21 protein-coding genes, 1 tRNA gene and 1 pseudogene are annotated in these 19223 nt (G+C 44.0%); 7 read left to right on the forward strand and 16 right to left on the reverse strand.

Annotated features, from left to right (window positions below; translation table 11 throughout):
- Window positions 1–6: 6 nt before the first annotated feature.
- Window positions 7–1503: an NADP-dependent phosphogluconate dehydrogenase gene (gene gndA, locus N4J56_RS02530; protein ID WP_317104999.1), complete on the reverse strand. Its 1497-nt coding sequence runs from the start codon at window positions 1501–1503 to the stop codon at window positions 7–9.
- 168 nt (window positions 1504–1671) lie between these two features.
- Window positions 1672–3882 (reverse strand): penicillin-binding protein 1A, encoded by a 2211-nt coding sequence (locus N4J56_RS02535; RefSeq protein ID WP_317105000.1) that lies wholly within the window; start codon window positions 3880–3882, stop codon window positions 1672–1674.
- Window positions 3883–4097: 215 nt separating this feature from the next.
- On the opposite strand from N4J56_RS02535, the gene folK reads away from it, so the two are divergent.
- Both folK and N4J56_RS02545 read left to right on the forward strand, forming a co-directional pair.
- Entirely contained in the window at window positions 4098–4574 is a 477-nt protein-coding gene (gene folK / locus N4J56_RS02540; RefSeq protein ID WP_317105001.1) for a 2-amino-4-hydroxy-6-hydroxymethyldihydropteridine diphosphokinase, read from the forward strand.
- Between the two features lie 148 nt (window positions 4575–4722).
- On the forward strand, window positions 4723–5274 hold the full coding sequence (locus tag N4J56_RS02545; protein ID WP_410500406.1) for an NUDIX hydrolase: 552 nt from the start codon (window positions 4723–4725) through the stop codon (window positions 5272–5274).
- Window positions 5275–5312: 38 nt separating this feature from the next.
- Here the strand turns inward: N4J56_RS02545 and N4J56_RS02550 are convergent, their stop codons facing one another.
- The 13 genes and pseudogenes from N4J56_RS02550 to N4J56_RS40740 all read right to left on the reverse strand — a co-directional run bounded on the left by N4J56_RS02550 (window position 5313) and on the right by N4J56_RS40740 (window position 14562).
- Entirely contained in the window at window positions 5313–5981 is a 669-nt protein-coding gene (locus N4J56_RS02550) for a hypothetical protein (RefSeq protein ID WP_317105003.1), read from the reverse strand.
- A 154-nt stretch (window positions 5982–6135) separates the two neighbouring features.
- A complete protein-coding gene (locus N4J56_RS02555) occupies window positions 6136–7014 on the reverse strand; it encodes a serine/threonine-protein kinase (protein WP_317105004.1) in 879 nt (292 codons plus the stop codon).
- 335 nt (window positions 7015–7349) lie between these two features.
- Entirely contained in the window at window positions 7350–8336 is a 987-nt protein-coding gene (locus N4J56_RS02560; protein ID WP_317105005.1) for a tetratricopeptide repeat protein, read from the reverse strand.
- A 114-nt stretch (window positions 8337–8450) separates the two neighbouring features.
- Window positions 8451–8924 carry an allophycocyanin gene (locus tag N4J56_RS02565; RefSeq protein WP_317105006.1) on the reverse strand — a complete coding sequence of 158 codons (474 nt, stop codon included), beginning with the start codon at window positions 8922–8924 and terminating at the stop codon, window positions 8451–8453.
- Between the two features lie 132 nt (window positions 8925–9056).
- Window positions 9057–9539 carry a 2Fe-2S iron-sulfur cluster-binding protein gene (locus N4J56_RS02570; protein WP_317105007.1) on the reverse strand — a complete coding sequence of 161 codons (483 nt, stop codon included), beginning with the start codon at window positions 9537–9539 and terminating at the stop codon, window positions 9057–9059.
- 36 nt (window positions 9540–9575) lie between these two features.
- Window positions 9576–10244 carry a V4R domain-containing protein gene (locus N4J56_RS02575; protein WP_317105008.1) on the reverse strand — a complete coding sequence of 223 codons (669 nt, stop codon included), beginning with the start codon at window positions 10242–10244 and terminating at the stop codon, window positions 9576–9578.
- A gap of 55 nt (window positions 10245–10299) precedes the next feature.
- Complete coding sequence (locus tag N4J56_RS02580; protein WP_317105009.1) at window positions 10300–10785, reverse strand: phycobilisome protein; 486 nt, start codon at window positions 10783–10785, stop codon at window positions 10300–10302.
- A 12-nt stretch (window positions 10786–10797) separates the two neighbouring features.
- Window positions 10798–11319 carry a hypothetical protein gene (locus N4J56_RS02585; RefSeq protein WP_317105010.1) on the reverse strand — a complete coding sequence of 174 codons (522 nt, stop codon included), beginning with the start codon at window positions 11317–11319 and terminating at the stop codon, window positions 10798–10800.
- Window positions 11316–12038: a V4R domain-containing protein gene (locus N4J56_RS02590; protein ID WP_317105011.1), complete on the reverse strand. Its 723-nt coding sequence runs from the start codon at window positions 12036–12038 to the stop codon at window positions 11316–11318. Before N4J56_RS02590 ends, N4J56_RS02585 begins: the two co-directional genes overlap by 4 nt.
- 482 nt (window positions 12039–12520) lie before the next feature.
- Window positions 12521–12745 carry a DUF167 domain-containing protein gene (locus tag N4J56_RS02595; protein WP_317105012.1) on the reverse strand — a complete coding sequence of 75 codons (225 nt, stop codon included), beginning with the start codon at window positions 12743–12745 and terminating at the stop codon, window positions 12521–12523.
- On the reverse strand, window positions 12729–13139 hold the full coding sequence (locus N4J56_RS02600) for a DUF2809 domain-containing protein (protein ID WP_317105013.1): 411 nt from the start codon (window positions 13137–13139) through the stop codon (window positions 12729–12731). Before N4J56_RS02600 ends, N4J56_RS02595 begins: the two co-directional genes overlap by 17 nt.
- 71 nt (window positions 13140–13210) lie before the next feature.
- Entirely contained in the window at window positions 13211–13702 is a 492-nt protein-coding gene (locus N4J56_RS02605; protein WP_317105014.1) for a DUF2231 domain-containing protein, read from the reverse strand.
- A gap of 123 nt (window positions 13703–13825) precedes the next feature.
- Window positions 13826–14562 (reverse strand): annotated as a pseudogene (locus tag N4J56_RS40740) (DUF2993 domain-containing protein).
- A 367-nt stretch (window positions 14563–14929) separates the two neighbouring features.
- Between N4J56_RS40740 and N4J56_RS02625 the strand changes: the two are divergent.
- Window positions 14930–15970, forward strand: coding sequence for a hemerythrin domain-containing protein (locus N4J56_RS02625; RefSeq protein ID WP_317105018.1), 1041 nt, complete (start codon window positions 14930–14932; stop codon window positions 15968–15970).
- 99 nt (window positions 15971–16069) lie between these two features.
- Here the strand turns inward: N4J56_RS02625 and N4J56_RS02630 are convergent.
- Window positions 16070–16156, reverse strand: a tRNA-Ser gene (locus N4J56_RS02630).
- Between the two features lie 129 nt (window positions 16157–16285).
- On the opposite strand from N4J56_RS02630, the gene N4J56_RS02635 reads away from it, so the two are divergent.
- From N4J56_RS02635 to N4J56_RS02650, 4 genes are all read left to right on the forward strand, one after another.
- Complete coding sequence (locus tag N4J56_RS02635) at window positions 16286–16648, forward strand: 2Fe-2S iron-sulfur cluster-binding protein (protein ID WP_317105019.1); 363 nt, start codon at window positions 16286–16288, stop codon at window positions 16646–16648.
- A gap of 168 nt (window positions 16649–16816) precedes the next feature.
- Window positions 16817–17332, forward strand: coding sequence for a thermonuclease family protein (locus tag N4J56_RS02640; protein WP_317110564.1), 516 nt, complete (start codon window positions 16817–16819; stop codon window positions 17330–17332).
- 3 nt (window positions 17333–17335) lie between these two features.
- A complete protein-coding gene (locus N4J56_RS02645; RefSeq protein WP_317105020.1) occupies window positions 17336–18166 on the forward strand; it encodes an inositol monophosphatase family protein in 831 nt (276 codons plus the stop codon).
- A 97-nt stretch (window positions 18167–18263) separates the two neighbouring features.
- Window positions 18264–19223, forward strand: coding sequence for a J domain-containing protein (locus N4J56_RS02650; protein WP_317105021.1), 960 nt, complete (start codon window positions 18264–18266; stop codon window positions 19221–19223).

Consider the following 19223-nt stretch of genomic DNA (forward strand, 5'->3'; position numbering starts at 1 on the left):
TCTTTCCTAACGGCTGCCCGTTGGTTGAGGTGTAGTTGGTTGATCCGCTTGTAGCGGTTCTGGAGTAGAAGTTTGTACCGATTCCTCGGAGAACTTCGTCCACTCGGTATGGAAGAAGCCTTCCTTGTCGGTACGTTCGTAAGTGTGAGCGCCGAAGTAGTCGCGTTGAGCTTGCGTCAGGTTTTGGGGCAAGCGATCGCGTCTGTAGCTGTCAAAATAATCTAACGACGCACTAAACGCAGGTACGGGAATGCCGAGTTTCGCCGCCGCCGCTAAAACTTCCCGCCATGCATCTTGGCGATCGAGAATTGTTTGTCTAAATTCTGGAGCCAATAGCAAGTTGGGTAAGTTCGGATTTTCAATGAAAGCACTCTGAATCTTACCTAAAAATCCAGCGCGAATAATACAGCCACCTTTCCAAATTCGCGCCATTTCGCTCAAATTCAGGTCGTAAGAATACTCTTTGGAAGCTGTTGCCAACAGTGCCATTCCTTGAGCGTAAGAGCAGATTTTAGAACAATACAATGCATCCCGCACCATATTGACGAATGCCTTCGTATCACCCTGATACGTTCCTGTAGGACCAGGTAGCATTTGGGATGCAGCTACCCGCTCTTGCTTGTACGAGGACATAATCCGCGCGTTTACCGCTGCCGTAATTGTAGGAATACACACTCCAAATTCCAAAGCACTTTGCACCGTCCAGCGCCCCGTACCTTTTTGTCCGGCAGAATCGAGAATCATATCGACCAAGTGATTTTTAGTGTCGGGGTCGATATAGCGGAAAATATCTGCGGTAATCTCAATTAGGTAGGAATTGAGTTCGTCGGTAGTATTCCACTCGGCAAAAATTTCGTGCAATTGCCGATTATCCAAGCCCAAACCATCTTTGAGCAGGCTGTAGGCTTCGGCAATCAACTGCATATCGCCGTACTCAATGCCATTGTGAACCATTTTGACGTAGTGACCCGCGCCCCCAGGACCGATATAAGTCACGCAGGGACCATCTTCTACTTGAGCGGCAATTTTATTAAAAATCGGTGACAAATATTCGTAGGAACTTTTCGTTCCCCCAGGCATTAAGCTAGGACCATTCAATGCCCCTTCTTCGCCACCACTTACACCCATACCGATGAAGCGGAAGCCTTCTGGTTCTAGTTCGCGGGTACGTCGCGCCGTATCGTCATACAGCGAGTTACCACCATCAATAATAATGTCGCCTTCATCCAACAAGGGTTTGAGCTGTTGAATTACTGCATCCACTGGCGCACCAGCTTTGACCATGATCAAAATCTTGCGGGGGCGTTCTAGGGCATTGACAAATTCTTCTAGAGAGTAGGTAGCGACGGCGTTTTTGCCTTGCGCCCGTTCCGCCATGAATGCATCGGTTTTTTCAGGAGTACGATTGTAAACTGCGATGGGAAAACCATTACGCTCGACGTTTAGGGCAAGGTTTTCACCCATCACTGCTAGTCCAATCACACCAAAGCTTTGCTGTGCCATAAGATTCTACGCTAAGCTCTGCACTTTCCAAGGAAGAGTTCCCCTTCAGTCTAGCTCGTCATGTTTTTTTGGACTCTTACGAATTCCTTAAACCTCAGAGGTAATTGGTAAGCCGTAAGTCGTAAGTCGTAAGTGAGAACTAAGTGCTTTTTGGTAGCTGGTCACTGGTCACTGGTCACTGTCAAGGGTTGGTTGGCGAGGAATGCGATTTTGGCGCAAGCGATCCATGAGTCGATTGTAACGTTGTGGGTCGGCGGAGGTTTGACGCTGCAAGCGCGATCGCCAGCGACTGTGGCGCAGTTCTTGGCTTTGTCGATCCCGTCTGCGTCTTCTGCGGGTAGGTTGGTAATTTTCTGAGTTTTCTCCTTGGCGTAGAGAACCACCTTCGCTATTTTGGTCGGTGATTTTGCCAATCGATATTCTTCTGGGTTTAACTGGTTGTCGTTTAATCGTAGGTTTGCGGTTGTCTAGGTTAGGTAAAGCGGCAAATTTCTCTACTTCCATGCCTTCTACGGCTTGCACCATAAACCGATTCCAGGCATAGGCTGCTGTACTGCTACTACCTGCCGTGGGTTGATTGTTATCGTTTCCTAACCAAACTCCGGTCACGAGTTGGGGAATGTAGCCGACAAACCATAAATCGCGGGCTTTATCTGACGTACCAGTTTTACCTGCTACAGAACGATCTGCCAAGGCTGCCGCACCACCAGTTCCAGCGGTGACTACATTTCTTAACATCCAAGTGGCGATCGCCGCACTGTCTGGATCTAAAACGCGCCGAGATGTAAACTTAGCATCGTAGATAATATTACCGCTGCGATCGCGAATTCGCCGGATGCCATGAGCTGCTGTATGCATTCCCCCAGTTGCCAAAGAACCATAGGCGCTGCTCAATTCCAACAAATTGACTTCCGCCGAACCTAAAGCTAGGGAATAGGCAGGGATCAAGGGGGATTTGATTCCCATCGATTGGGCGAGTTTAATTGTCGGGTCGAAGCCTACATCCATTAATACCTTGACAGCGACTACGTTAATTGAAGCGGCGAGGGCATCCCGCATCGATATTTCGCCCCGAAATCTCTCGCTGAAGTTTTTTGGTTCGTAACCATCGACTTTGAAGGGAGAGTCAAGGTATTGTTTGTAGGGAGAAAGACCGCTAGCGATCGCAGCTGTATAGACAAATCCTTTGAATGTCGATCCTGGTTGTCTTTGGGCTTGAGTAGCGCGATTGAACTGATGTTTGCCGAAGTCCGTTCCCCCTACCATTACCCTCACTTCGCCGCTACGAGGATCGATCGCTACTAGTGCGGCTTGCTCGAATCTTTGCCATTTCCCATTCTCGGTTACAGTTTTTTGCACCACTGCTTCCGCTGCTTGCTGCCATTTAGGATTGAGGCTAGTTTCTACCGTCAGTCCGCCCGCTTTGAGGACATCCGCAGGGACGTACCTGGGTAGTTCTTGTTGAATGTAGGTAGTAAAGTAGGAGGCTTTGGCTTGAAGCCGTTTAGGAGAACTAGTTTTTATCGTTAAAGGTGCATTTTTCGCTGCCGTCGCCTCAGAAGCAGTAATGACTCCATCCTCCTGCATCCGCTGCAATACTAAATTGCTTCGCCCAATTGCTGTCGATTTATTCACTGTAGGAGAGTAAAAATTCGGTGCTGGGGCTAGTCCGGCAATTGTCGCCATCTCAGATAGTGTCAGCTGGTTAACTGACTTGCTGAAATAAACCCAAGCCGCATCTGCTACCCCATAAGCCCCTTGCCCCAAATAAACTGAGTTGAGATAACGCTCTAAAATTTGGTCTTTGCTTAAATTCTCTTCAATTTTCATTGCTAGACGAATCTCTTTGAGCTTGCGCCACAGACTGCGCTCTTGATTTAAAAAGAGAATTCGTGCTAGCTGTTGCGTAATGGTACTACCACCTTCTACTAAATTGGCAGAGCGCAAATTTGCCCAGACTGCCCTAAAAATTCCCTGGCGATCGAAACCGCGATGTTGATAAAAGCGCCTGTCTTCCGAAGCAATAAAAGCTTGAACTAGAGGTTTGGGAATTTGCTCTATTTTCAACGGTTCTCTAGTTGCAGGTCCTTGCTGCTGTAAAATTGTGCCATCTCCAGCCGCGATCGTTAGCGTTTGACTCCGCACGGTAGCGAATAGTTCATTGGCTGGTGGTAGACTACTCTCTATAGATAACCAAACACTACTCAATGCCGTTAGCCCGCCGCCAAAACCCACAAGCAACCAAAACCAGAACCGAAAATAGAGGGGTTTGTAGCGAGATTTAATAGACGATTTCTGGGAACTACCTGAAGATCGCCCACTTTGATGGCGATCGGAAAATTTTCCAGATGGACTTTGCCCTGTTGAATCTGGTTCCATCAGCTTTGGTTGCTCACTCCTCAAAATAGCGGATAAATCCCATCACACCAACGCGATCGCTCGTAACAAATACGAATTCCATTTCCAAGCTATAACTGTCTTGCATATTTTAATCCCTGTTTAAGAATGGAGTCTTAAGTGACACACTATTTAAAGGGAGCAGGGAGTAGGGGAGCAAGACAATTCAAAATTTTCTGACAAATGACGAATGACAAATGACTAATTGCGCGATCGCCCTGGGAAGTAATCTCGGTGATTCTTTGGCTATTGTAGAGGCTGCTTTAGCAACTTTGGCAGATATACCTGAGATTGCAATTGTGGCAAAGTCTAGCTGGTATCGCACAAAAGCAGTAGGACCACCACAGCCAGATTATATTAACGGTTGTGCAGTGCTTCAAGTTCAACTGTCACCGCAGGCATTGTTAGATATTCTACTGATAATCGAAGCAAAATTCGGGCGCGTGCGCCAAGAACGCTGGGGAGCGAGAACGCTTGACATTGACCTTTTGTTGTACGACAATCTCATTCTCGATACTCCTAGCCTTACCCTACCTCATCCCCGCATGAGAGAACGCGCCTTTGTTCTCGTTCCGCTAGCAGAAATTGCCCCAAATTGGATCGATCCTGTATCCAGTAAAGCGATCGCCACGCTACTTCAAGCTGTAGATTGTACTGGAGTCAGTTATCAGTGACCAGTTATCAGTTATCAGTTATCAGTTATCAGTGACAAGGTAACTAGTGACTAGAATTGCTCCTGAAACTTACTTGTCTCCCTTGTCCCCCTTGTTCCCCTTGTCCCCTTCTTACCGACTCCCGACTCCCGACTCCCGACTCCCTCACATGATGCAAGAACCTCCACAATTGCTCAAACATCGCCTGTTTTACCAAGGGCGTAAATTTAGTTTTGAAGTCAATCGCTATCGTTTACCTAACCAAGTTGAAGGCGATTGGGAATGCGTCCGCCACCCTGGAGGCGCTTTAGCTGTTCCTATTACTCCAGAAGGTAAATTAATTCTATTGCGGCAATATCGCTTTGCCACACAAGGCAGAATTTTAGAATTCCCTGCCGGGACTGTAGAGCCAAACGAAGAACCGTTTGACACGATTCAAAGAGAAATTGAGGAAGAGACAGGCTATCGCGCTCAAAAATGGCAAAAACTGGGACAATTTTTTCTTGCGCCTGGTTATTCGGATGAAATTATTTATAGTTTTTTAGCGCAAGATTTAGTTCCTTTAGATGCGGCTCCTAGTCAGGATGCGGACGAAGATATAGAAACAGTCTTCATGACACCCCAGGAATTTGAACAAGCCATTCTCGCCGGACAACCAATAGATGCTAAATCTATTGCTAGTTTTGTTCTAGCTAAACCGTTTTTACTTGCTTCTCAGTAGATGGCAGCTGATAACCGATAACTGATAACTGATAACTGTTATATTTGCGCCGATCGCGGTTTTGCGGCAACCCAGTGAGAATAAGAAGTAACTTGAGTAATTAATACCCCTTCCGGTAATTCACCAATTTTTTTATATTCAATTGTAGTTGTAAAGTCGCGGATAAACTGAGCAACTTGACAGACGTAACCAACGATCCATTCTTGTATCCAATTGAGTTGTTCGACATTGGCTACATCCTTTCCTTGTCCGGCAAAGGTGATTTTGCCAAACCGATCGAATTCAAATAAATTTAGCCATTCAAAATCAGGACGAGTTGATTTCCATGTGTTGATAGTCAACGTGCGCCCTATGTAATTGATACTATATTCATTCAGTTGAACTAGGGCTTGAACTATATCTTCAATCTTGACAGCTACTCGCTTAAAACCTAATATCCATAAGATCTGGCGTTTAATCTCGCCTAATCCTTGATAGTTATGGGGACTTTCTACAGAAATTCTTTGATGATTGGCTACTAACACTTCCAGTTTTTCAACTTTAGTAGAAATTTCAGTAGTATCGGCATAAAGAGTCTGTAAAAGTTGTTCGATAGTTTCTTCTAGATAAATCCCTCTTAAAAGTTTTTCTAAAGTTTCTTGTGTGTTGAAACAAAAGCCAGTTTTCTGACTCAAGATTGTTTTCAATTCCTCTTCGTTTTGCAACAAGAGTTTACGAATATAATAACAAGTTGAGAATCCAGGTTTAACTAAGTAGCTCATGATATTAATCGATAGTGAAGGTGACGTGATGCTGTCGAAAAAATAAGTAGATTCTTAAACAAAAAATATGGCGATCGCAATTGATTAGTTTACTATTTGACTAGGCTTGCGTACTATTTATGTAAGAGAACGAAGGAATATTAGAAGGTATATTTAGAGGGGGAATATTACCGTATGTTAGTTTTTCTACTTCTATGGCTAATTGAACTGACTTCATCATCTCAGCTGCTGATGGAAACCGCTTGTTAGGGAATTTTTGCATGGCAGTGGAGATTGTAGAACGTAGTAAGAGAGGAACGGCACTGGGAATTTCCACAGCTTGATTCATGTGGGCTGTCATTAATTCTCCTGGCATTCCGGAAAAAGGACGAAATCCCAAAACCAACTCGTACAGCATTACTCCAACTGCATAAAGATCTGAAGCTGGAGAAGATTTACCATAAAATCTTTCTGGAGCCATGTAAGCAGGAGAGCCAGTACAAATAATTTTATCTGTAGAAATTTCTTGACAAACTCTTGCTAAACCAAAATCAGAAATCCGAGCTAAGTAGCTAGTAGAACCTATACTAATTAAAATATTTTCTGGCTTAATATCGCAGTGAACGACACCACGAGTGTGTGCGTGTTCCAGTCCAGCAAGAATATCTGTAATAAATTTCAAACCGTGAATGAGATTAAAGTCATCGCTTTGCATGAAATTACGTAAAGTTCCGGCTTCGCAATAGTCCATAACCAGAAATCTCGCATTTTTGATATGCTCTATACCTTGAAAAGAAATAATATTTGGATGCTGTAAGCTAGATAAAAAATGTAATTCTCGTAAAAACTTTTTCGTAGGAAACCGTTGTTGATCGAGTTCTTTAAGTGCTACAGTCTTACCATTTTTTTTATCAATAGCGCAGTAAACTCGTCCGAATTGCCCTTGTCCAACTAGCTTTAAAATATGATATTTGGAGGAAGTTGGTAAAGTTTCACTCATAGTCTTTAGGATAAAAAGTATCTTAAATTTGATGTTGACTGCAACGATTAGAGGGATATAATGCTTTGTATCAAATCTGTTATGATTGCCCTGCTATCCGCTAGTTTTAATTTTAGATATTAGTGTTTGAATGGAGTTTCTATAAATGCTTGAAATACCAAAAAAGGCTTGATAAACTGACTGACGGCTCAAAAATTGAAAATAACTGAGAATTGGGGTAATGTAACCCCAATTCATTTTGGTCAACTTTGCCTTAGTATTGGGCTAGACAAAAATGACGTTACATAGTTCAACCAGATTTCGTGGCGGCGCGATCGCCTCCCAATTGACCTAAATTAAGAGAACAAAGACTCTAAGGCAATATCTTCAAACGATCCTGCCATTGAGCTTTCGTAAGCCACCTCTGTGAGCGCTTCAGCTTCACTAGGCGAATCTAAATCGTGAAACTTCTTACCGAGGTCGCGAGCAATTTGATATTTATCAATCTCACCGCTCTCAAAGAATAGTCTGGCGGCTTCGCGTAAATCCCGTACTGCCGCTTTTTTATCACCGAGATCGGCATGGGCAAGACCGCGGCTTTGAAAAGCTTCTGCGTATTGAGGATTAACTCGAATTGCTTCTGTAAAATCACCAACTGCTGCTTCGCGATCGCCCAAGCGTTGGTAACTCAAACCGCGATTGAAGAAAGCATTAGCAGAAATCGGATTGATCCGCAAACTTTGAGTGCAAGTCTCGATATCGCGCAAAGCATCTACAGTTCTAGCAATCTTAGCTTGTTCGTTCATTAAACGGCTGTTTTGCTCCTGTACCAGCATATTAGTTTGTTGCTGGAGCTGTTCTAGCTGCTGGTTGAGCGTTTCTAGTTGCGTTTGTAACTGGTTTTGAATGTTTGCGTCTTGCTGTTGGAGTTGAGCAAGACTTCGATCGTTATTTTCTCGCGCTTGCTGTAAATTATTATTTGTTAGCTGAAGGTGTTCGTCCAACAACTTAATTCCAGCTTGAGCTTCACCATGCTTTTTCTCTGTTTGTTGCTCGAACGTACCCAATTCTTCACTGAGTCTTTCCAGATTAGATTGAGTTTTTACCTGCTCTTGCAATACTTGAGCGATCGTGGCTAGATTGTGTTGTTTTAAATGATCTAACAGTATCCGCCGATTTGTTAAATTGAGTGCGACAGTGACAGAGAGCGGAATTGCAGCAACTGCTGCCTGATTTAGCATGAAAGAAGCGATCGCGCCGCCAATCGAACCAACTACCGAAGCGATTTCTACCTTTTCTAACCAAGGATATTTATTTGCTGGTGCTGTGAAATTATCTTGCATAGTAACTTACTGTGAATTTTCAATTAATTAGATGGTAATGAGTAATGGTTAATGGCTAATAGCTAATAGCAACGAACAATTAGCCATTAGTAACTATCAACTGCCAACTACCAGTTATGTTTTACCCAAAATCACTTGGTTGAGTCCTAAAACTGGAGATGCAAGCGCTGCTTCTTCAGCAGATAGAAACTGTTTCATCAACTCGTTTAGTAATGGATAAGTGATGTTGGCAATATGTCCGTATTTATAAGCACGAACGATAGTTTGATACCAAAGCAAACAACTTTCTCGCAAGCGATCGAGGTCGCTACTCAATACAGTTGTGGCTGTGTAACGTATCATATTTTTCAGATCGCGTTGGCAAGTTGAAACATTGAGTTTATTGTTACCTTGCCCAAACAAATTCTCGTTAGCAGCCCACTTTTCCTCCAACTGGCTGATAACTTCTGCCTCAGCAGCTTGAATTTTCTGATATGCACTTACACGAGAATCAAGAGACTCAATGTAATCTTTAAGAAACTGAAGTTCTTCTGAAGTAGCGTAGCGACCGTCCGCTTCTACGGTCAAGCGGGCTAACTGACTCAACATAAACTTTTCTACTCCTGGGCAATAATATTGACAACGCCATTCGGTTTTAGCTTTGCTAGATATGCATTGCTGAAATTACTATGCCGCAATGTTTCTATAATCCAAAATCTAAAATCCAAAATGGTATGGCGTTTAGGTATCGCTGGCATGATTCAGATACTCGGTAACCTCAGTACGAGTATCTTGAAGTTGAGTAATCATCGAACGGGTAACCAACTTACCTGCTTCCACGAGAATTCTACCGTCTAGAGGGTGAAGGATATTTTGTTCTGCCCGCGTGCCAATGAGAGACTCAATATCATCAATTGCACTGACATACGTACCAGAAGGTAATTCAACGACTACACCTTCACCAATCACTAAAGCTTGACAAGCGAGGCGAGAATTATTGTTGGCAGAAGTAATCACTTCAATGGTACGCCGTTCGCGTCGGCTAGGTGAAGACAAGCCTTCCATGCCACTTTTGATGTAAACATGGCAGGTAGCACACATTCCTCGACCGCCACACTCATGTAACACGTTCAGTTCATTTTTTAACAGAACAGATAGGATGTTGCCATTCGTTTGAATGGAGGTTTCTTCACCGATTGGTTCTAGTCTGACAGTCTTTGCCATGTTTTCCTAATTGGCTATTGCTAATTGCTAATTGCTTTATTGATTAGAACTATTGCAGAGTCGGTGCATGATAATTTCATGCTCTTGCTGTTCTTCTAACCAAGCATCAGCAGGTTTGATTCGTTGTGCTAAACCTAGAACAAAGTGATTGTACTTAGCTCCTAGAGATTCGCAGGTTGTTTGCAGACAGTGGAGTTCTCGGCCTGTCAGTTGGCTGAAGAAAGCGCGGAGGATACCTGCTTCAAAGTGACACACTGGTCGTTTGCTCTGGGGTGCTTGCTTGGCGTAGGGAGAATTCTGAGTTTTAACCACCAAAAATCCTTGTTGGTAGTAGCTCAAATCTAATTCAAAAGTTCCCCAGCCATGAGCTTTCCAACACTGTCTGAGACACTGGGTAAACTCAACCATCTCCATTTCGTTGATCGGCTTGGAGTAGTACTCGCTAACTTGTTCGACAAACCGAGCGTAGAAATTTTTGCCCCACCAGCGCCCGCAATTGGCAAGCACTACACCAGAAGCTTGACCTGTTTCTTGGTTAAGCGCGGTATAAATCGATTGAATGAGCGTGTCTGGAATTGCTATGAGGCGATCGCCGTGGCGATTTTCTAGTAAACCTGATTCAAAATCACCCTGAATGTAGGCATCAAAGGCAAAATAATTTCCTGGTAAGCGTTCGTCTTTGATTAAATCGGCGACAGTAATCATGATTTCGTCTGTTGCTTCTGCTTGTTGGATCGTGAGTTATGCTGGCGAGTGATGCTTATGCTGGCACTGTAGCTGCACTACAAGTTCCCATGACAGCTTGTTCCACTTGAGCTAAGAACGGTTGCAGCAGAGCCATTTGTTCCTCAGCCAGAATTTCTGGCAAGCGAGTTATGAGGAACTGATAAAGAGTTGTATCAATGCCTTGTGTCTGGTGAACTTGGACGATGTCTGTCAGCCATTCCAGCAAACGATGTTGGAGAAACATGGGATTATTCAACAACATTGCCATCGCGCAGTAACGCAGCGTTCCTAACCAATTCTTTAAGGCGCGTTCGATGGTTTCTTGTTTGTGTTGGGGAAAAGCTACGAGCAGTTGGTCGGCGATCGGTTGAAAAATAGCAATTTCGTTGTCCCGCAGCAATTCATAAACTTGCAAGCGTTGGGCAAGGGATGAAACATGATGCTTCAAAGCAACGATTTCTTCTAGCTGAAGATAGCGTTCTTCCGCATCATCAAGTATGGTTCTGATTTCTGGGTACATAAATTTGTAGCTTTAGAATAGATCTGATAAGTCTGAGAAGGTCGGTTCGGGAGCTAAAGGTGGAGGTAACTTAGTTGCAGACTTGGGCAAAGTACCAATTTCTGGATTCCCTTCCCAAGGAAGATACCCAAAACAATCTCTGACTCGTTGTTTCATCCGAGCATAGGGGTCTAATTGTCCCCAGTTAACATCCTCAACTGGTCGCCCTTGCCAATTGCAATGGCTGAAGAATTTTTTGACTGAAAGCCGCAGCCAAGCTGCGTGAGGATTGGCGATGGGAGTAAAATGCTGTTGCGGCGATTGATGTTGTAGTGGCGTTGGAATCGGCAAATCGTTCTTGACTGGCTGTTGTTCTCCTTCCCATCCGCAAAGCCGCAAGAATTGTTGAACTGTCAAACATTCCCAAGAAGAGAGAAATTCCTCGCTGAGTTGATGTTGCGGGTAATCGGCATCCTCAAGTTCTTGTCCGTCCCAGTTACAAGAGTGCAAAAATTGCTGTACCGATTGGCACAGCAAAGTATTTCGATTCCTCATCCTAACCGTTCTCCATGACGCAGCCGCTTTTCAATATCGCGAGCTGTAGCACCCTCGTTGTGCCAGAAGGCAGCAGCATCAATTCGGTCTTTTGTACCCAAGAGGAATTTACAGTATGTTTCTCCCATTGAGTAGCACTGAATCTCAATGCAACTCAAGGTTTTTTTAACGAGATCGCTGAAGAATCCAGCAAATAATCCCGCATAGATATGACAAACTGGTTTACCAACATCGCCCAACGTTCTAGCTACGGCAGAATCGAAGATGTTGACGAACATGAACCCGTTTTTATGGTCGCTCATATCGACCTCCCAGTTACCCCAGCCTTGAGCGGTGAAGGGCCACCACCATGCTTCTAGCATGTACAGAGAGTTGACTTCTTTGACGTTCTTGCCATATTCCCGCTCGAACCAATGTTGAAAAAATTTGGCATCCCTGGTTCCCCACTCGAAACCAATGTTGTACATCAAGACTGTAGAAGCGCTGCCGACTTCTTCTTCCAATCCCTCAATTAATCCTACGATGAAGTCTTCTGTGGCAAATAAGTGGCGCTGGTCGTGCCAATCGGTGACAATGCCCGCGTTTGATTGAAATTGGAAGAAGTTATTGAAGCTGTAATGGTCGTGCTTCTGGGGATACTTCTTCTTTAAGGAATATTCTGCTTGCGTACCTGGTTTTGAGTGAGTAGAAAAGAGCAAATTGTCGGACGAGATAACCATTTAAAAAATACTCCTATGCATGAAAAATCGGGTGATTCTTCCGTGTAGTTTCTAGCGCGAGGCTAACTTTTTATAGCGTTAAAGCCTATAAAGTTCCCTGTTTTACATATTTAACTTTTATATTTAACTGTGTCAGTTAGTCGAGCATCCTTGAATTCACTGATTTTTCTATTAATTTTCCGTAATATTAGGAGGATTACGCAATCCTACGGAATACAGTTATCAGTTATCGTAGGGACGGGTTTTGATAGTAGATTTACTTGCTAAGGCTGTTAAATCTATTTGCTAAACTATTCCGTACAGTTATTAGTTGTCAGTTGTCAGCGATCGCCTAATTTTGCTGTTTGGTGAAAGGTGACTATACTTACTGCACAATTATTTTTTTGAATTCTGTTTGTTGAATTCTTCAATTGGGAATATTGATTCTCGGCGAACCTATCTCTGCATGTGCATGGATGTTTTCATGTATGTTTTTAAATATTTCAATCCAAGTCGATTTCAATTAATTTTTGACGGGATGTCAAGCCGGATTTAATTTTAATTCGAGTTTTTGGAATTTCAAATTTTTTAGCTAATAGTTGAAGTAATTCTTGGTTGGCTTTGCCATCTACGGGTGAAGATTTTAAATGAACGGTTAAACTGCCGTCAGCTTCTTCTTCGATTGCTTGTTGCTTGGAATTTGGTTTAACTTTAACTTTTTTTTGCATGTCCTCTTACCTCTAATTGCTGCAACCACAGCCATCCTAAAAAACAGCCTAGTACGTAATGGGGGAAGTCCCATAAAGAAAAGGTGGAGCCGAGTAGCGTTCTTCCTAGAAAAGTGGAGCGAATTTTTTCTAATAAAGGAGGATGCCACAGTTGCAGAAATTCAATTCCACAAGTGATAATGAAAACCCATATAGGTATTCGGGCGATCGCATTGCTACTGCGCCAAAATAAAAATGCTAGCAGACACCAAAAAATTTCGTAAAACACGGCGGCTATGTAATTATTAAACCACTCTTGAGCAAAGCCAGTATAAAACTTAAAAAGAAAGCCCATCGCGGTAACGACGAGCAGGGAAATAATTATGTATGCAGTTTGAGTGGCGGGCGATCGCATTTAGTTGAAGACTAAAGGTTGTTTAATTTGACATATTAACTTACCTTTAGCCCTGTAATGTAATTTGCTGGCTATGGTTCCGAACGGCTACTGTTGCCAATTACGGCGATTTTGTGTCGATAAACTAGCTCAGCGCCATACCAGCCGGAAAGTCCTAAAAGTGTTGCAGTAATGAGTGAAAGTGTCAAGCCTGTAGGCAAAATAGCTCCTACTACATTGTTGAGCCGAAGTAGGAGATTAATACCCGTCAAGACAATAATAGTAATGTTGAGAACCAAATGCGCCAAACCAGCAGTACGCTTACGCACGCGATCGATTCTCAAGAAGTCCATCAAACCTGTCAGGGCTGCTGGTAAAGTCGTGGCGAACCCAGCCACTACTAACCAAAAAGATGCTCTTGCCCAGAAGGGGTCTTTATTCAACCAATAAACTAGGTCAGTTACAGCTAACCCAACGAGAAACGCGATTGGCAATGTGACCAGCAGTGGATGCAGAGGATGACCTACTATTGCCACTGTGCTGGGAATACCAGGGTCGCGATATTCGCGCTCGTCATTCTCCACGAGTGCGGGAATATCAGGATATGGTGTTCCTGTTTTTGTTGTGTGTCCATAGGAGTGAGTTGTTAGGGGTTAGGGGTTAGGGGCTAGGGGTTAGTGCTAACCCCTAATTCCTCGAATTACCAGTTATGCTGATGGAATTTGCGTAACATTAGCCTCTGCTATTAGGGCGATCTTTCCTGCTTCGATTTGTAAATTTTTGATACGGAGAGAGATCCTTCGAGGTCAAAGTTGCTCAGGTTCAAAATTTCACTGGTTGCATCTACTAATGCCTTAGTTAACTCTGGAGATTGTGCTTGTTCGTCTCCATATTGCACGTCTTTTAAGGTGACAGTTTGCCCTCCAGATGCAACTTCCGGTACGGCAGTAAAAGCTACTTGCTTTGTTTCGTTAGTTTCCTGCAAGCGGATGTTGGCATTCAGGGACACTTTTCCTTCACCTGGTAGTTGGAAATCTACCTGCTGCGGAACTACGGTCATCTGTTGCCCGTTAATCTCAATTTTGTGGCTTGCAGTTGCTGACGGATGTACTCGGAGTTAAAAGCACGATTGATGTCTGCTGCTGTCAAAACCACGCGAGCCTTACCTTGGGTTGGTTGAGTAAGTTCGATTTTACCCATTGCCGCACTGGGGGTTAATGGCAACGCTATCCACCTGCATATCCATCTTTTCTACTCGCAGGTCTTTTTGCATCACCATTCCTTCACCTGCGATCGCCACCGAGTCTACTTGTCCTTGCAATGCTTTAAGCGGATCTGTTTTAATGTCTACATCTAACTTTTCTACTTCATCGAGTTGACTAGACAACCCGATTTCTGCTGCTTTATTCAGCGCTTGTTCTCCTAATCCTTGTTGTTCTGACATCCGAATCTTATACCCTTAGTTTGCTCCTCTTGAGTCAATCTAACGATTTGTCAAACGTTGTGTATCTGCCTTGTGGTGGAGGAGATTCTACGTTGAGTCAACCTACACCAAGACATCAGCAGATTTTTAGCCAATGGACAAATCTTCCTTAAACAAATTTTAATTTTTTCCGCTTGAGAAAGCCTGACAAGAAATATCACCTATAAGCCGAATTAATTAGCTATCTCTGAGCCTTTTTCCACCTTTTGACTGGTTTTTTCTAACTATGCTACCGATCCATCAAAAGAAAGATGGAATTGGGCAATCTGCGTGACAACCTAAAAGATGTAGCCGATACATACAAGAATATTGAGAGGAACTGGAAAAGATGGTCGTAACATTAGACGATACCAAGCGTTCTGCTATTGCGGTTAAACTAGCTGACGTGAAAGCTCTACAAGAGTTAATAATTTCTAACGAAGAAACACTGCTAGGACAAATCAACGATTCGGAAATTCAAAAGCGCCTTCAAGAAATGCTCGATTCTGATCGCAAGAACTTGGGCGTTATTGAGACTGTCATCGTACAATATGGCATTCAGGGAGAACCCAGAAAGGCTACACAAGAGCTAATCGAAAAGACTAAGGAAATGATGCAAGGGTCTGAATTGTCTTTGTATGATAAGTTCGCTCAGCACGAACTGCTCAAACACGGACAAGCAATGACCGGTATCATGTTGCACAAAGCTGCTCAAGTCGTAGGTGCAGATGTTGATATAGCGTTCGGTCCTTTGAATACAGTTAACTTTGAAAACAGAGCGCACCAAGAACAACTTAAAGGCATCTTAGAGCAAGTTGGGACTCGCGAGTTGACTGGTAAGGATGCAGATCAAGGACTGTGGGCGCGGGTACAAGATGCGGTTGCTGCTTTCTCTGGCGTAGTCGGTAGTGCCGTTACCCAAACTTCTGATAAGAAGGATATGAACGTCCAAGATCTGATTCGTGCAGATCACAGCAAAGTGAATACACTGTTCACCGAGTTGCTACAGAGTGATAATCCTCAGAAGATCCAGGAGTACTTCGGTCAAATCTACAAAGATCTGTTGGCTCATTCGATTGCTGAAGAGGAAGTGGTCTATCCTAGAGTGCGTGCTTTTTATCCAGAAGACAAAGTTCAAGAACTCTACAGCGAGCAAGCTGAATTCAGAACTAAATTAGATGAGATTAAAGCGATCGAGCCTTCTAATTCGCAGTTCAAAGATAAAGTTAAGCAACTGATGGATGCTGTTGGCGATCACATTCGTCAAGAAGAGTTCGACATGTTTACCGCAATTCGCAACAACCTCAGTAGCGACCAAAGCGAGCAAATGGCTAGCGACTTCAAAGCTGCTAAAGCCAAAGCACAACAAGAAATGGGCGTTGTCAGCTAGGCTGATGCGCTAATACCACAGATTAATTCTAGTGGAACGTAAATTTGTAGGGGCGCACAGTTGTGCGCCCCTACTTTTAATCGACGTATGAAATTTCAACGGAGAGGGTGGGATTCGAACCCACGTTGAAGTTGCCCCCAAACAGCATTTCCAGTGCTGCGCCTTCAACCACTCGGCCACCTCTCCAGGTGTCGCGATCTCCAATCATACAATAGAAAAGAATATTTTCAAACCAATCTAAAATCGTGTCACTTGCTCTAACGGATGAAACCCTCGCAAGGCAGTGGCTCCAAAATCTAAAATTCAAAATTTCTTATGACACATACAATTCGGATACACGATCGCGCCAACGGTACAATTCATACTGTCGAAGTCCCCGCAGACCAATACATTTTGCAATCGGCAGAACAACAAGGGGTAGAATTACCATTTTCTTGCCGTAATGGTGCTTGTACGACTTGCGCTGTCAGAGTGTTATCGGGAGAAGTGTATCAGCCAGAAGCAATGGGACTCTCGCCAGAATTACGCGATCGCGGTTATGCTCTGTTATGTGTTAGTTATGCTCGTTCTGACATGGAAGTAGAAACTCAAGACGAAGATGAAGTTTACGAACTGCAATTTGGGCGTTATTTTGCCAAAGGTAGAGTTAGGTCGGGATTACCTTTGGATGAAGAATAAAATGAGGAGCGAGGAGTGAGAAGCGACCAGTTATCAGTTATCAGTGTCGAGTCAGCGAGTAGAAACTTCCCCCGTGTCTTCCTTGTTTCCCTTGTCCTTATCCTCCCGCTCCTATTTATCCAGGGTTGTCAAACTAACACTATAAGCAATGGCAAGCAAGTGCAAGTGATGCGGGTAATCAGCGGACAAACCATAGAAGTCATAAGCGCAGACAAACAACATCAGATAAATCCTTCTTCCCCTCACTCCTCATCCCTCACTCCTCACTCCTTCAAAGTTCGCTTGACGGGAATTGAAGCCCCAGATATGCAGCAGCAGCCTTGGGGACCAATAGCTAAACAGCAGCTAGAAGCAACGGTCGACGGGAAAACAGTTACCTTAGAACTTGACGGACAGCCAGATAAATATGGGCGACAGTGGGCTTATGTGTGGCAAAATGGCAAATTGTTGAACGAGCAACTACTGAAAGAGGGATACGTTTTGTGGGATGGGAGATCGCGCGATCGTAAGTATGACGATCGCTTGGAAAAAGCGCAAGCCTGGGCAAGAATCATTGGGCGTGGCGTGTGGGATGTGAGACAACCAATGCGGCAAACCCCCGCTGAATTTAGGCAAATGGCGGGAGTTGGGAGTCGGGAGTCGGGACAAGGGGGACAAGGGGAAATAAATACACATGACACATGACACATGACAAACGATCGACAACTCCAAATCTTCCTAGATGTTGCTACAGAAGCCGCCTTATCTGCGGGTGCAGTTTTGCTGGGCTATTTAGGTAAGTTAGAAGAAGTTAGAGAAAAAGGACGGGGTGGAGATTTAGTAACTGCTGCCGATAAAGCATCGGAAGTAGTAGTTTTAGAAGTCTTACAGCGGCATTTTCCCGATCATGCCATTCTAGCGGAAGAATCAGGCAAGCTTGGGAATGCAGACAGCGAATTTTGTTGGGCGATCGATCCTTTAGATGGAACGACAAATTTCGCGCATCAATATCCTTGTTTCGCCGTGTCAATTGGGTTATTAGTGGCTGGAGTTCCACAGGTTGGAGTCATTTTCGATCCTTATCGTGATGAATTGTTCCGAGGGGCAAAAGGGGCGATCGCTACTTGTAACCGCAAACCTATAAGCGTTTCAACCACAGTCGAACTGAGTAAGTGTCTTCTGGTAACTGGTTTCGCCTACGATCGCCGCGAAACAGCCGATAATAACTATGCCGAATTCTGTCATTTGACTCACCTGACTCAAGGAGTTAGACGCAGCGGCGCAGCAGCTTTAGACTTAGCTTATGTTGCCAGCGGGCGCATTGATGGCTACTGGGAACGGGGAATTTCTCTGTGGGATATTGCTGCTGGAATTGCCATTCTCAAAGCAGCAGGCGGTCAAGTCAGTGCCTATGATGGTAGCCCAATCGACCTAGCAACCGGCAGAATTTTAGCCACAAATGGACTAATTCATTCAAGTCTCAGCCAAGAATTACTTCAAGTGCCACCACTGTCAACTTGGAGTCATTATAATCCCTAGCCGCAATCTGGGAATTATTAGATCGGTGGTGATAACCAAACCACGCTAATATCACATTCCAGCGATCGTGCAATAGGCAGAGGTGAGACAAAAACATATGTCTTTTAAGATTGATGGCGGATTATTTTTATTTGACTTCACAGATTGCCATGCAATTTTGGGCGTTCCAATTGATGCCGACTTTAAAGAAATTCGCAAACGCTATCTGATTATTGCTCGCTGCTTGCATCCCGATACTTGCACGGCTAAAAGTATTTCAGATAAACAAGCGGCAAATCATATTCTGTCTAAGCTTGTCAATCCCGCTTATAAAAAATTATCCCAGGATTACAGTCGTGTTGAATACATGGTGACGCTGCGGGAGATGGGCAAGCGGTTAGCTCAAGATACGACTAGCGTTTCGCTCAAAAACGAACTATCGATCCAACTTCAACACAGCACAGATATCGACCAGGTATATCAAAAAGCGATCGCTGAAGTGACAAAACAACAGTATGAATCTCTCGAAAGAATTATCCCTACAATTAGTCAAATCAGCGAATTAAATCTAGTCTACTTAGGGCGTAAAGGTGGTACTGGGTTTATGGTTGCTAGAACGACTGTGCCATCTGTGGTTCCCAGCCAACATTCTCGACCGACAGCATCTTCGCCTCCCCCAACTGAGCCAGAGTCACCTCCATCGCCAGCCGAACCTTATCTTCGTCGCGCCCAGTCTTTGATGGAAAAGAATCTCTTCGCCCCAGCGAGTGTAGAGCTAAAAGACGCGCTGAAACTAGAGCCAAATAATAGTCGCTGTCATAGCTTAATTGGCACGGTTTATTTGAAGCAGAATCAGGCTACTATGGCTAAGGTACATATTAACAAAGCCCTACAATTAGACCCTAAAGATCCGATCGCCCTAGAAGGAAAACAACTGTTAGATCGGCTAGCGAGTAAAGCTGGCACTCAAACAGCCACTTCTGATAAAACTGCATCTAAAACTGCGTCGAAAAAACCATCAGAACCATCTGGAAGTGGGGGAATGTTTGGCGGTCTATTTGGAGGCAAGAAAAAATAA

The sequence above is a fragment of the Chroococcidiopsis sp. SAG 2025 genome (genome assembly GCF_032860985.1).
Classification (GTDB): domain Bacteria; phylum Cyanobacteriota; class Cyanobacteriia; order Cyanobacteriales; family Chroococcidiopsidaceae; genus Chroococcidiopsis.